8 protein-coding genes and 1 pseudogene are annotated in these 14,084 nt (G+C 60.2%); 5 read left to right on the top strand and 4 right to left on the bottom strand.

All coding sequences use genetic code 11. The features are described 5' to 3' along the window. Positions 1-126 precede the first annotated feature (126 nt). The 3 genes and pseudogenes from BLR16_RS13890 (at position 127) to BLR16_RS29290 (ending at position 4,108) form a co-directional block, all read left to right on the top strand. A complete protein-coding gene (locus tag BLR16_RS13890; RefSeq protein WP_371124299.1) occupies positions 127-1,962 on the top strand; it encodes a methyl-accepting chemotaxis protein in 1,836 nt (611 codons plus the stop codon). A 118-nt stretch (positions 1,963-2,080) separates the two neighbouring features. Beyond that, positions 2,081-3,250 (top strand): annotated as a pseudogene (locus tag BLR16_RS29295) (methyl-accepting chemotaxis protein); the annotation flags it as partial. Next, positions 3,233-4,108, top strand: a complete 876-nt coding sequence (locus BLR16_RS29290) for a methyl-accepting chemotaxis protein (protein ID WP_371124297.1) — start codon at positions 3,233-3,235, stop codon at positions 4,106-4,108. The pseudogene BLR16_RS29295 and the gene BLR16_RS29290, both read left to right, overlap by 18 nt. Positions 4,109-4,989: 881 nt before the next feature. Here the strand turns inward: BLR16_RS29290 and mdoH are convergent. The 4 genes from mdoH to pip form a co-directional block, all read right to left on the bottom strand. Beyond that, the gene (mdoH, locus tag BLR16_RS13880; protein ID WP_074806653.1) at positions 4,990-7,572 is read right to left on the bottom strand and encodes a glucans biosynthesis glucosyltransferase MdoH; all 2,583 of its coding nucleotides are present in this window, start codon (positions 7,570-7,572) and stop codon (positions 4,990-4,992) included. Further along, positions 7,565-9,508 (bottom strand): glucan biosynthesis protein G, encoded by a 1,944-nt coding sequence (locus BLR16_RS13875; RefSeq protein ID WP_003432358.1) that lies wholly within the window; start codon positions 9,506-9,508, stop codon positions 7,565-7,567. Before BLR16_RS13875 ends, mdoH begins: the two co-directional genes overlap by 8 nt. A gap of 263 nt (positions 9,509-9,771) precedes the next feature. Further along, positions 9,772-10,209: a D-aminoacyl-tRNA deacylase gene (gene dtd / locus BLR16_RS13870; protein WP_058397805.1), complete on the bottom strand. Its 438-nt coding sequence runs from the start codon at positions 10,207-10,209 to the stop codon at positions 9,772-9,774. A gap of 39 nt (positions 10,210-10,248) precedes the next feature. Continuing rightward, the gene (gene pip, locus BLR16_RS13865; RefSeq protein ID WP_003365948.1) at positions 10,249-11,220 is read right to left on the bottom strand and encodes a prolyl aminopeptidase; all 972 of its coding nucleotides are present in this window, start codon (positions 11,218-11,220) and stop codon (positions 10,249-10,251) included. Between the two features lie 77 nt (positions 11,221-11,297). Here pip and BLR16_RS28605 point away from each other — a divergent pair, with 77 nt between their 5' ends. Then, positions 11,298-11,435 (top strand): hypothetical protein, encoded by a 138-nt coding sequence (locus tag BLR16_RS28605; RefSeq protein WP_154583503.1) that lies wholly within the window; start codon positions 11,298-11,300, stop codon positions 11,433-11,435. 65 nt (positions 11,436-11,500) lie between these two features. Continuing rightward, positions 11,501-13,951 (top strand): glycogen/starch/alpha-glucan phosphorylase, encoded by a 2,451-nt coding sequence (locus tag BLR16_RS13860; RefSeq protein WP_003365946.1) that lies wholly within the window; start codon positions 11,501-11,503, stop codon positions 13,949-13,951. Positions 13,952-14,084: the final 133 nt, after the last annotated feature.

Genomic DNA, 14,084 nt, shown 5'->3' with positions numbered 1-14,084 from the left:
CCGATGCAATTGCATACTTAGAGCAAAAGACGTCAAGGAGTGATCATGTCTCGTGGGTTATCCAAAAGCCTCGCCAATGCGAGTGTCAGCCTGAAATTGGCGATCGGCTTTGGCCTGGTGCTGTTGATGACGCTGATGATTTCGGCCACCGGCTGGTTCAGCAATCAGGCTCTGATCGATCGAGGGGACCGTGTTACTGCGATTGCGCAGATCAATGAGCTGACCCTTCAGTTGCGCATCAACCGTATGAGCTACGAGGCGCTGTACAACGCAGAGACCGCAGCGAAGGTCAGAAGTACACTCGATCAGCTGGACGCCGCGCTGCAAAGCGCCAGGAACCTGCTGCGATCCCCCGAGAACCTGCAGTTGCTGGATGCCCAGATTCAGGCCACCCGCGACTATCGCCAGTCGTTTGAGGACATGAGCAAGGCGATCGAAACCCGCGAAGCGAGCCGCAGCCAGATGGGCGAAAACGCCGACAAAGCGGTGGATCAGGCCGACAGGATCGAAGCCGAACTGCTCAAGGAAGATAACATCCTGGCATTCAATGGCATCGTCGGCGTCAGCAAGCTGATTCAGCAGGCGCGTTTTCAGGTACGTGGTTACACCTACAGCGGCCGTCCCGATTTCGAAAAGGACGCCAATAAGGCCATCGATGACGCGGTGACCGGGATCAACACGCTGGCTGGCGACATTTCTTCCACTTATTCGCCCATGCTGCAACAGGCCATCGCCGGGCTCAATGGCTACCGCGCGGCTGTGGGCCGCTACCGCGATGCCCAGGCCGCCTCCAAGGCCGCACTGGATAAAATGACCACGTTGGGCGTCAGCATGCTCGACACCAGCAACGACCTGATCATCCGGCAGAACAAGAGCCGTGACGCAGACAGCGCCAAGTCGGTCACGATGATCGCTGCCGCTACGGCGTTGGCGCTGATGCTGAGCATTCTCGCGGCGTGGGTCATCACTCGCCAGATCACCACCCCGTTGCAGGAGACCCTCGAAGTAGTGGAGCGGGTGGCCTCGGGCGACCTGAGTCGCAACCTCAAGGTTGATCGCAAGGACGAACTGGGCAAACTGCAGGCCACGATTCAACGTATGACGGTGAGCCTGCGTGAGCTGGTCGGCGGGATTCGCGATGGCGTCACCCAGATCGCCAGCGCGGCGGAAGAGCTGTCAGCGGTCACCGAGCAGACCAGCGCCGGAGTCAACAGCCAGAAGGTCGAAACCGATCAGGTCGCCACCGCCATGCATGAAATGACGGCAACGGTTCAGGAGGTTGCGCGCAACGCCGAGGAAGCCTCGGAAGCAGCAGTGGCGGCAGACCGTCAGGCCCGTGATGGCGAACGAGTGGTCAACGAGGCCATTGCGCAAATCGAACGTCTTGCCTCCGCGGTGGGCAACTCCAGCGAAGCGATGGGCGCGCTGAAACAGGAAAGCGACAAGATCGGCAGCGTGCTGGACGTCATAAAATCGGTCGCCGAACAGACCAACCTGCTGGCCTTGAACGCCGCTATCGAGGCAGCCCGCGCCGGTGAGGCCGGCCGGGGCTTTGCTGTGGTTGCCGATGAGGTGCGCAGCCTGGCGCAGCGCACGCAGAAATCCACCGAAGAGATCGAAGCACTGATTGCCGGCCTGCAAAGCGGCACACAGCAGGCCACAACGGTCATGGACAGCAGTCGCGAGCTGAGCACCAGCAGCGTGGAACTGACACGTCGGGCCGGAGGATCGCTGGAAAGCATCACCAAAACCGTCTCGGCGATCCAGGCGATGAATCAGCAGATCGCCGCCGCCGCCGAAGAACAGAGCGCCACCGCCGAAGAGATCAACCGCAGCATCATCAACGTCCGCGACGTGTCCGAGCAGACATCTGCGGCCAGTGAAGAAACCGCGGCTTCCAGCGTAGAACTCGCAAGACTGGGCAACCACCTTCAGGTGCTGGTGAGCCGCTTCACCGTCTGACCTGTCAGCACACAGCCCGCGCCCGCACTCGGCGCGGGCCATTTTCCCCAACTAAATGTGACAGCGTTCACCCCTCCTTCGTACTCGGAAATCTCCTACGACCTTCTCAGGTCACGCAATGAGTCACCACGCCGATGCGCTCACAACGCACGTCCCGACGGGTTCGGAACGTGCTTTTGTTCGCTCATTGCAGGAGATTCCAATGTTCCGACTGATCAATCAAGCGCTCGGCAACATGAACGTCAGATTCAAGCTGTCCCTGGGTTTCGGCCTGGTGCTGCTATTGACGCTGATCATCACACTGACCGGCTGGCATGGCCTGTACACCATGATCGACCGCTCGGAGTCGCTCTCGGACATCGCCCAGCTCAACGGTCTGACCAAAGACCTGCGCGCCGAGCGAATCACCGACCGCGTCGAAAAAACGCCGGAGAGCACCGCGCTGGTCACAGAAAAGCTCAATGAAATGAAAGCCCAACTCACCCTGCTGCACACACAGAGTGAGGAGGAGGCAACCATCAAGCTGCTAAACGGCCAGTTCGAGATGCTGAACAGGCTGGAAAAGACCTTCGCGGACGTTCGCACCAACCGACAAACCCGCAACCAGATACGCGCGCGCCTGGAGCAGACGTCCGAACAGGCCTTGCAGGCCATCGCGCAGGTTGAGGTAGAGGTACTCAAAAGCGTCAGCCAGGAACAGGACAGCAGCGAGCGGATGGAGGAGTTCACCAACATTTCCCAGCTGAGGCAGCAGGTGCAGACCGCTCGTTATCAGGTGCAGGCGTATACCTTCACCACCCGCGACGCGGATGAGCACGCGGCCATTGCGGCCATCGACGAAGCGCTCAAGGAGATCGGGCAGATCGCTCAGGATCAGGGCAATGAAAGCCTTCAGGGCCTGACCCCGGCGACCGCCGCCTTGCAGAGTTATCGGGAACGGCTTGGCGAGTTCAAGCAGATACAGACCAAGGCCGAAGCGGATCAGGAAATCATGGAAGGTCTTGGCGAAACGCTGCTGGACTCCGTCGCGGCGCTGAACCGCCTGCAGACTGCCCAGCGTGACAGCGAGGCGGCCAACTCCAGCGCCATGCTGAGCAGTGTTGCAGGCCTGGCATTGCTGATCGGATTGCTTGCCGCCTGGATCATGACCCGGCAGATCACCGTGCCGTTGCAGCAGACTCTGGGGGCCGCAACACGCATCGCCCAGGGCGACCTGAGTCGGGACATATCGGTCACACGCCGTGACGAAATGGGTCAGTTGCAACGCAGCATGCAGACCATGACCATCAGCCTGCGCGAACTGGTTGGCGGCATCAGCGAGGGCGTATCGCAGATCGCCAGCGCAGCCGAGCAGTTGTCAGCAGTGACCAGGCAGACCTGCATCGGGGTCACCAGTCAGAAAGACGAAACCGATCAGGTGGCCACGGCCATGAATGAAATGGCCGCAACCGTGCAGGAAGTCGCGCGCAATGCGCAGGAAGCGTCGCAGGCGGCCGCTCAGGCGGATCAACAGGCGCGCAGTGGCGATGAAGTGGTCGGGCAGGCGATCAGTCAGATCGAGCAACTGGCTCGCGAGGTGCTGAACTCCACGCAGTCAATGAGCGCGCTCAAGCAGGAAAGCAACAAGATCGTTGGCGTTCTGGATGTGATCAAGTCTGTTTCACAGCAGACCAACCTGTTGGCCCTCAATGCGGCCATCGAGGCAGCCCGCGCGGGAGAGGCCGGGCGCGGCTTCGCGGTGGTTGCCGATGAAGTCCGTGGTCTGGCGCAACGTACGCAAAAGTCCACCGAGGAAATCGAAGAGCTGATCGCCGCCCTGCAAACCGGCACCCAACAAGTCGCAACCACCCTGGATAACAGCCGCACCCTGACCGACAACACGGTTGAGCTGAGCCGTCGCGCGGGTGGCGCACTGGAGCAGATCACCCGCACCGTTGCGACGATCCAGCACATGAACGAACAGATCGCTACCGCCAGCGAGGAACAGAGCGTAGTCGCCGAACAGATCAACCGTAACGTCATCAGCGTACGCGACATCTCCGAACAGACCGCTGCAGCCAGCGAGCAAACCGCAACCTCCAGCGTCGAACTCGCCAGACTGGGAACGCACCTGCAGACACTGGTGGGGCGATTCAGGGTGGGTTGAACCCATGCCATCACGCCGGTAGACGTCCGGACAACGCCATCGTGCCCATGCTCCAGCGTGGGCATGCCGGTCTCGGCGCTCCACGTCCTCTTGCGACGCAGAGCGTCGTGAACTGCATTCCCACGCCGGAGCGTGAGGAACGATCGTCGGCAGGAATAACACTATCGTACCCATGCTCCGCGTGGGTACGCCGGTCTGGACGCTCCGCGTCTTCTTGCGACGCAGAGCGTCGTGAACTGCATTCCCACGCCGGAGCGTGAGGAACGATCGTCGGCAGGGGTAACACCATCGTGCCCATGTTCCAGCGTGGGCATGCCGGTCTGGGCGCTCCACGTCCTCTTGCGACGCAGAGCGTCGTGAACTGCATTCCCACGCCGGAGCGTGAGGAACGATCGTCGGCAGGAATAACACTATCGTACCCATGCTCCGCGTGGGTATGCCGGTCTGGACGCTCCGCGTCCTCTTGCGACGCAGAGCGTCGTGAACTGCATTCCCACGCTGGAGCGTGAGGAACGATAGTCGGCAGGGATAACACCATCGTGCCCAGGCTCCAGCGTGGGCATGCCGGTCTGGACGCTCTGCGTCCTCTTGCGACGCGATGCGTCGTGAACTGCATTCCCACGCTGGAGCGTGAGGAACGATCGTCGTCAGGAATAACACTATCGTACCCATGCTCCGCGTGGGTATGCCGGTCTGGACGCTCTGCGTCCTCTTGCGACGCGGAGCTTCGTGAACCGCATTCCCACGCTGGAGCGTGAGGAACGATCGGGGTTCTGGAGAACCGGTCTTGACCATGTCCTGTGCATGTATGTGCCACAAAGCCCAATAAAAAAGCCCCCGACGCGCTAGGCGTCAGGGGCTCTTTTCGTAGCCGGGCGGTTTTAGACCGGGACCGGCTCCGATGCTTTACCTACAGGCTGCAAAGGCAGCAAAGGCGCGTGCGGATCGGCTTCGATGGAAGCTCTCCACGCGGCCAGCCACTCTTCGTGACCTTCGCTCCAGACGCGCTCGTGCAAGCGGCCAAGGGCGACCGGGTCGCTCAGCAGCATCAGGCGTTCCTGATTGCCGAGTTTTGCCGGGCCGACCTTGAGTGCCTGATCAACACGTTCCATACGCACCACTTCAATCGGCTGAGCCTGACGGTGACGCGACGTCGCCAGGGCGCAAGCCAAAGCGTTCTGTCGCGGGTCGACCACAGCCCGAATGAAGCCCTGCTTCAGCGCATGCCAGCGGTTCTCGTAGGTGTACTGATCCGTCGAGATCAGCTCTTGCGGCGGCTCGAACTCTTCAGGAATCAGGAAGAACTTCTCGTCACGCGCCTTGACGCCCAGATTGGTACGGCTGGAAATCACCGACACCGGAATCGACAGCATCAACGACACCACGATCGGCGCAAGCCACCACAGGAAGCTTGGGTTCAACCAGAACACCAGCAAGGCCCAGCACGCGCCCAACAGGGTTTGCGGACCGTGGCGCTTCACTGCTTCGATCCACGGCGTGGAGTCATCGTCGCGTTGCGGCGAGTTCCAGGTCGCGGCCCAGCCCAGGAAAGCGGCCAGTACGAAGCGGGTGTGGAACAGCATGCGCACCGGAGCAAGCAGCACCGAGAAGAGCATTTCCAGCAGCATCGAAATGGTGACCTTGAACTTGCCACCAAAGCCTTTCGCGCCCTTGGCCCAGATCAGAATGACGCTGAGCAGTTTAGGCAGGAACAGCAGGACGATGGTCGTCGAGAACAACGCGACGGCTTTTTCCGGGTGCCATTGTGGCCACAGCGGATACAGCTGACGCGGTTCAAGGAAGTAGGTCGGCTCCATCAGCGTGTTCACCGCCAGCAGGGCCGTGGATAGCACGAGGAAGAAGAACCACAACGGTGCCGACAGATAAGACATCACACCGGTCAGGAACACCGCACGGTGAACCGGGTGCATGCCCTTGACCAGGAACAGCCTGAAGTTCATCAGGTTGCCGTGGCACCAGCGACGGTCACGCTTGAGTTCGTCCAGCAGGTTGGGCGGCAACTCTTCATAACTGCCTGGCAGGTCGTAAGCAATCCACACGCCCCAGCCTGCACGGCGCATCAGCGCAGCTTCGACGAAGTCGTGGGAGAGGATCGCACCGGCGAACGCGCCCTTGCCGGGCAACGGCGCCAGGGCGCAGTGCTCGATGAAGGGTTTCATGCGGATGATCGCGTTGTGACCCCAATAGTGGGATTCACCCAACTGCCAGAAGTGCAGACCGGCGGTGAACAACGGGCCATAGACCCGGGTAGCGAACTGCTGCATGCGTGCATACAGCGTGTCCATACCCGACGCACGTGGCGCGGTCTGGATGATACCGGCGTCCGGCGTGGCTTCCATCAGGCGAACCAGGCTGGTCAGACACTCACCGCTCATGACGCTGTCGGCGTCCAGCACGACCATGTAGCGGTATTCACCGCCCCAGCGACGGCAGAAGTCGTCGAGGTTGCCGCTTTTGCGTTTTACGCGGCGGCGACGGCGACGATAGAAGATCTTGCCGAAACCTTTGGTCTCGCGGCACACGTCCAGCCACGCCTGTTGCTCGGCAACGGCGATGTCGGTTTCGTTGGTGTCGCTGAGCACGAAGAAATCGAAACGATCCAGGTCACCCGTGGCAACTACCGACTCGAACGTAGCGCGCAGACCGGCGAAAACCCGAGGCACGTCCTCGTTGCAGATCGGCATGACCAGCGCAGTACGTGCGCCCTTTTCGATCGGCTCGTTGCCAGCACTGGCACCCGAGATGCGATATTTGTCGCGACCGGTGAGCAGCTCAAGGAACCCCATCAGCGCGGTCCAGAAACCGGCCGATACCCAGCAGAACAAAATCCCGAACAGCAACAGGATACTGGTCTGCAAGGCATAAGGCATGACCTGCAAGGCGGTCTGCACGAAGGTCTGACGGGTGATTTCGTCGAGCGAAACCAGCGACCAGCCCTGATACGGCAGGATGCCCTTCATGTACCAGCCAGCCACGATCGTCTGGCCCAGCATGAGGATCAGCAGGATGTAGCGACGGATCGAGCCGACGGTGCGCCAGCGCGCCTTCGGCAGATCCCGCGGCAGATCATCATGCGCGGGCTTGGGCGGGTTGGTCTTGCCGGTCAGACGACGCCAGCCGCGCACCAGAATGTTGGTGCGCCATGGCTCTGGCACGACCTTGGTCCGGCGAATCGGCGGTGTGGCCTTCAGGCACAGGCGACCGCTGGCATCGACGCCGAGCATCTCGGCGTCCTCCAACTGATCTGCAGTGGTCAGCGTCAGACGGCGACCCACCGAAGCCTGAGCGGCCTCGGCAGGGTCAGTGACCGGCTGCGCGGAAAGTCGCTCATGCAATTCGGCGAAGGTCGTGCAGCTGGCAAGTTCTGCCCGCTGCTCGTCGCTCATCGGTAAATGCGCCAGGTACTCGTTCAGAGACATTGGCACCGGTAGAGAATTACTCATCGCTCGGCAACTGATAGCTCCAGGTCTCGGTCATGACTTGCAACGTCTTGGCCGGTTCCGGATGGGTGGGCGCTGCCTCGGTTTCAGGCTGCTGAATTTCTTTACCGTCTTTATCCTTGGCTACTTCAGCCTTGGATGCGTCGGCTTTGCTTGCGTCGGCCTTGGCGACTTCGCCTTTGCCTTTGGCTGCGTCAGCTTTTGCTGCGTCAGCCTTGCCAGCTTCAGACTTGGCAGTCTCAGGCTTGGCAGCTTCGGCCTTCGGCGCATCGGCCTTGGCGATTTCTACCTGGTCGTTGGCGGACTCCTTGGCGACTGCCGGCTTGGCAGCTTCCTTGGCGGCAGCCTTCTTCTCTTCGGCCTTGTCAGCCACGAGCAGCGCAGGCTCCTTGCCTGGCTCGGCAGGGATTTCACGCAACAGGTAGGCGCGCATTTCGGTCGGCTTGCTGGAGTCCTTGACCTTCACCCGCAGGGTCAGGCGGTAGCCTTTGGTGACCGGGTTGTAGCGCAGGTTGTTTTCCACCAGTTCGACGTTGTCGTCAGTGGTCACCTGGCTGCGAATGGTCTTGTCTTCCGGCAGTGCGGCGAGAACCGGGCCCACGAAGTCGACCAGGAAGGCAAGGCTGCCGTCCGGCTGACGGATCAGGTTGGACTGACGCACGTCACCGATGGAGCGTTGGGTCTGCTTGACCCAGCCCAGATCCGGCGAGTGGATCGAGTTTTCCTGCATGGTCCAGTGCAAACGGTAGTCGAACGCCATTTCCTGGCCAGGTTCTGCCAGAGTTTCAGGCTTCCAGTAGGCCACGATGTTGTCGTTGGTCTCGTCGGCAGTCGGGATTTCGACCAGCTCGACAGTCCCTTTACCCCAATCGCCCTTCGGCTCGATCCAGGCACTTGGGCGCTTGTCGTAGCGGTCATCCAGGTCTTCGTACTGGCTGAAGTCGCGGCCGCGTTGCAGCAGACCAAAACCACGCGGGTTCTCGACCGAGAAGCTGCTGATGGACAGATGTTTAGGGTTGTTCAGCGGACGCCACAGCCACTCACCGTTGGCCGCTTGGATCGACAGACCGCTGGAATCGTGCAGTTCACGACGGTAGTTAGGCACACGCGAAGGCTGGTTGGCGCCGAACAGGAACATACTGGTCAGCGGAGCAACGCCCAGCTTGTTGACCTTGTCACGCAGGAACATGCGCGACTTCACGTCAACCAGGGTGTTGGTACCCGGACGCAGGGTCAGCTGATAGGCGCCAGTGGCACGCGGCGAGTCGAGCAGTGCGAAGATCACCAGATGGTTGTCATCCGGGCCCGGCTTCTCGATCCAGAATTCCTTGAAGCGCGGAAATTCTTCACCGGACGGCGAGGCAGTGTCGATCGCCATGCCGCGCGCGGACAGGCCATAAACCTGACCCTTGCCGATCACGCGGAAGTAGCTCGCGCCCAGCATGGTCATGATTTCGTCCTGCTTGTCATCCTTGTTGATCGGATACAGGACACGGAAACCGGCATAACCCAGTTTCTCGGTGGATTTTGGGTCGATCTTCAGATCGCCGAAGTCAAAACGACTCGGGTCGTATTTGATCTCGTCGACGCTGGTCGCGGTCACTTCGTTGATCTTGACCGGCGTGTCGAAGTGCATGCCCTGGTGGTAGAAAGACACTTTGAACGGAGTCTTTTCGCCCGCCCATTCGGCCTTGTCATCACGGAAGCGGATCTTCTGATAATCGGCGAACTTCATGTCGCGCAGCTCGTTCGGCAGATTGCTCCTCGGAGCCTCGAACTTCTGCCCGGCCATTTCTTTGGCCTTCGCCGCTACATCATCAAGGTTGAACGCCCACAGCTGACCTGCACTGAACAGGCATACAAGGGCCGAGCTTGCCAGAAGTGCACTACGCAACCGCTTGACAGGTGTCTTTGGAGCATCACAGGGACTAACAATCACGAGCAACCCTCGCCGAAAAACAGATGAAAAAACCAACGGCCAGCTATCAATGCCGGGTTGGCGAGCATTGTTCCGACTCCGAATGGGCTTAATGATTCCCCAACCCGGTGTCAGAACCGCTTTTGTCATACCAAATGGACCAACAGTGTCGATCCCCGTAGCGCGCGATTATCCAGTAGCACGCGCCACAACGCATCAGGTATGACAAAGAAATTTATTCCCGCAAGACAGATGAATTCAGGGGGACAAAGTGAAATCGTAGCTTATGTATCAAACAAAAATGTCACGGGGCCATCATTTATCAGGTGCACCTGCATGTCTGCACCAAACTGGCCCGCCGCTACCGTGGGATGCGCGATTCTGGCCTGGCTCAACAGATAGTCGAACAACTCGGCACCCAGCGCTGGAGGCGCGGCTTTCGAGAAGCCCGCGCGCAACCCGCTTTTGGTGTCTGCAGCCAGCGTGAACTGGGAAACCAGCAACAAGCCGCCACTCACCTCGCGCAAAGACAGATTCATCTTGCCCTCGGCATCGCTGAACACTCGATAATTGAGCAACTTGTGCAGCAACTTATCGGCACTGGCGCGGGTGTCTTGAGGCTCTATTCCCACCAACACCAGTAGGCCCTGTTCAATCGCACCCACGACCTCAGTGCCGACTTCGACGCGCGCACTTCGCACGCGCTGCAACAAACCTTTCATAGATGCCTTTCCAGACTCAAAACCAATACCGGATCACTGTCACGCTTCTTCGGGCGGCAGGTCGAGCAGGTTGCGCGCAACCTCTGCAGCAGCCCGCACCAGTGCGTCGGCGATACCGGGTTCGGCTGCCGAGTGCCCGGCCTCGCGAATCACCTGCAGCTCGCTGCCAGGCCAGTTCTGGTGCAGCTCCCACGCATTGTCCAGCGGACAGATGACATCGTAACGACCGTGGACAATGATTGCCGGCAGGTGCGCGATCTTCGGCATGTCGCGAATCAGCTGGTTGTCTTCCAGAAAGGCGTTGTTCATGAAGTAGTGGCATTCGATGCGCGCAATGGACAACGCACGGTGCGGCTCGGCGAAGCGATCGACCACTTGCGGATTGGGCCGCAAGGTGGCGCAACGCCCCTCCCAGGTCGACCAGGCCTTGGCGGCATGCATCTGGGCAATCTGATCCGGCCCGGTGAGCCGCTTGTGGAAGGCAGCCAGAATGTTGTCACGCTCGTCCAGCGGAATCGGCGCGACATAATCCTGCCAATAATCCGGGAACAGACGGCTGGCACCTGCCTGGTAGAACCAGTCGATTTCCTGCTGACGGGCAAGGAATACGCCACGCAGGATCAGCGCGTGCACGCGGTCGGGATGGGTCTGAGCATACGCCAGGGCAAGGGTCGAGCCCCACGAACCGCCGAACAACACCCATTTGTCGATCCCGAGGTGCTCGCGGATCGCTTCAAGGTCTTCCACCAGTTTCCAGGTGGTGTTGTTTTCAAGGCTGGCATGCGGAGTGGAACGACCGCAGCCGCGCTGGTCGAACGTAACGATGCGGTACAGGTTGGGATCGAAATAGCAGCGACTGTGCGCATCGCATCCCGAACCCGGGCCGCCGTGGATGAACACCACCGGCAACCCTTCTGGCGAGCCACTTTCATCGACGTAAAGCACATGCGGTTGTTCCACGGCCAGATCGTGCCGGGCGTAGGGTTTGATCTGCGGGTACAAAGTCTGCATAAGTGCTCCATAAGTCCAATTTAGAGGCTTCTATTATTCTGCCGTGGGGCATCATAAACCCGAAACGAAGAATCAGCATGCTGCACGTCATCGATCAGGATGGAACGAACGATGCAAGCGTTTTGCCAATTTCAACGGTGCGCGAACCAGAGCCGTTGCGCTGGGTCGAAGCGAGAGCTGTGCCGTCAATTATTTCTCTTTTTTTCAGGAAATAATTGACGACACGCCTACAGTCTAAGAATCCCGTTTTCCATTCGTCAGACTACTTGAGGTTTTACCGATGTCTCAGGAACCACTTGTTCGTGACGCTGATGTGGCCGCTTTTCGCGCCGCTGTGCTCGCCAAACTCACCTACTCGGTGGGCAAGGACCCCGACCATGCGTTTGAGCATGACTGGTTTGAAGCTGTTGCCCTTGCCGCCCGCGACCACATGGTCGAACACTGGATGGACCACACGCGGCAGATCTATCGCAAGGTTCAGAAACGCGTTTACTACCTGTCTCTCGAATTCCTGATAGGCAGGCTGCTGTACGACAGCCTCAGTAACCTCGGCCTGCTCGAAGTCGCTCGCGAGGCGCTGACCGAACTGGGTGTGGACATCGAGCGCATCCGCCTGCTTGAACCGGATGCGGCACTGGGTAACGGCGGCCTGGGTCGTCTGGCGGCGTGCTTCATGGAAAGCATGTCGACCCTGGGTATCGCGGGTCATGGTTACGGCATTCGTTACGAGCACGGCCTGTTTCGTCAGGGCATCGTCGATGGCTGGCAGCAGGAACAAACCGAGAACTGGCTGGACTTCGGTAACCCATGGGAATTCGAACGCCCTGAGGTGGTTTACTCCATTGGCTTCGGCGGCAGCGTCGACACGGTCCCGACCGAAGCAGGCGACTCGCGTCAGGTATGGCGTCCGGGCGAGACCGTTCGGGCCATCGCCTATGACACCCCGGTGGTAGGCTGGCGTGGCAAGAGCGTCAACACGCTGCGCTTGTGGCGCGCCCGTGCAGTAGAAGACCTGCACCTGGAACGCTTCAACGCCGGCGATCACTTCGGCGCGGTTGCCGAAGTGGTGCGCGCCGAAAGCATTTCCCGCGTGCTTTACCCGAACGATGCAACCGAAGCGGGTCAGGAACTGCGTCTGCGTCAGGAATACTTTTTCGTCTCCGCGTCGCTGCAGGACTTGCTGCGCCGCCATCTGAACCAACACGCCACGCTGACGGATCTGTCCGAGCACGCGGCGATTCAGATGAACGACACGCACCCCTCGATCGCAGTGGCCGAGCTGATGCGTCAGTTGATCGACAACCACAACATCCCGTGGGACACCGCGTGGAAAATCACCGTCGGCACCCTCGGCTACACCAACCACACCCTGCTGCCTGAAGCGCTGGAAACCTGGTCGGTCGGTCTGATGGAGCGGATGCTGCCGCGCCACATGCAGATCATCTACCTGATCAACGCGCAGCACATTGACACACTGCGCGCCAAAGGCGTCGACGACGTCAACGTACTGCGTGCCGTATCGCTGATCGAAGAAGACAACGGTCGTCGGGTACGCATGGGCAACCTGGCGTTCCTCGGCTCGCACAGCGTCAACGGCGTTTCGGCGCTGCACACCCAGCTGATGCGCAAGACCGTGTTCGCCGAGCTGCACAAGATCTACCCGGAGCGGATCAACAACAAGACCAACGGCATCACCTTCCGCCGCTGGCTGTTCCAGGCCAACCCGAAGCTGACCGAGATGCTTGTCGAGTCACTCGGCGAGGATGTTCTGGACAACGCCGAGACGCGCCTCAAAGAGCTCGAGCCGTTCGCCGAGAAGTCGTCGTTCCGCAAGCAGATGGCCGATCAACGCCTGCACAGCAAGCGTGCGCTGGCCGCGATCATTCACGAGCGCCTGGGCATTGCCGTCAATCCTGCCGCGATGTTTGACGTTCAGGTCAAGCGGATTCACGAATACAAACGCCAGTTGCTGAACCTGTTCCACACGGTTGCTCTGTATCAGGCCATTCGCGCCGAGCCGGGTACCGATTGGGTGCCACGGGTGAAGATCTTCGCCGGCAAGGCGGCGGCCAGTTATCACTCGGCCAAGCTGATCATCAAGCTGACCAACGACATCGCGCGGACCGTGAACAACGATCCGACGGTGCGCGGTCTGCTGAAAGTGGTGTTCATGCCCAACTACAACGTCAGCCTGGCGGAGAGCATCATCCCGGCGGCCGACCTGTCCGAGCAGATTTCCACCGCGGGCCTGGAGGCATCCGGCACCAGCAACATGAAGTTCGGCCTCAACGGCGCACTGACCATCGGTACTCTGGACGGTGCCAACGTGGAGATGAGCGAGCAGGTCGGGCTGGAACACATGTTCATCTTCGGCATGTCCTCGCAACAGGTCGAAGCCCGCAAGCGTGCAGGTGAATTCAGCGCGCATGACGATGTGGCCGCCTCCGGACGCTTGAACGATGTCCTGCAGGCGATCCGTGGCGGTGTGTTCTCGCCGGATGATCCGAACCGTTATGTGGGGCTGATCGATCAGTTGCTGGCGTATGACCGCTTCCTGGTCTGCGCTGACTTCGACTCGTATTGGGCGGCCCAGGCCAAGGTCGAAGAGCGCTGGCACGACTCCAAGGAATGGTGGCGCTCGGCGGTCCTCAACACCGCACGCATGGGCTGGTTCTCCTCAGACCGGACCATCCGCGAGTACGCCGGAGACATTTGGAAGGCGCTGGACTGACGTCAGAGCCTGAAAAGACTCACAACCCCAGTGGGAGCGAGCCGGGCGACGCTTCGCTTGCTCGCGAAGAGGCCATTAAGGTCTCCGCAAAGAAGGCGCTCGAAACGACGCCTTCGTGAGCAAGCTCACTCCC

Origin of the sequence: Pseudomonas sp. BS3767 (assembly GCF_900099665.1) — a bacterium.
Taxonomy (GTDB): Bacteria; Pseudomonadota; Gammaproteobacteria; order Pseudomonadales; family Pseudomonadaceae; genus Aquipseudomonas; species Aquipseudomonas cerasi.
This window is presented reverse-complemented; position numbering and strand designations above follow the sequence as displayed.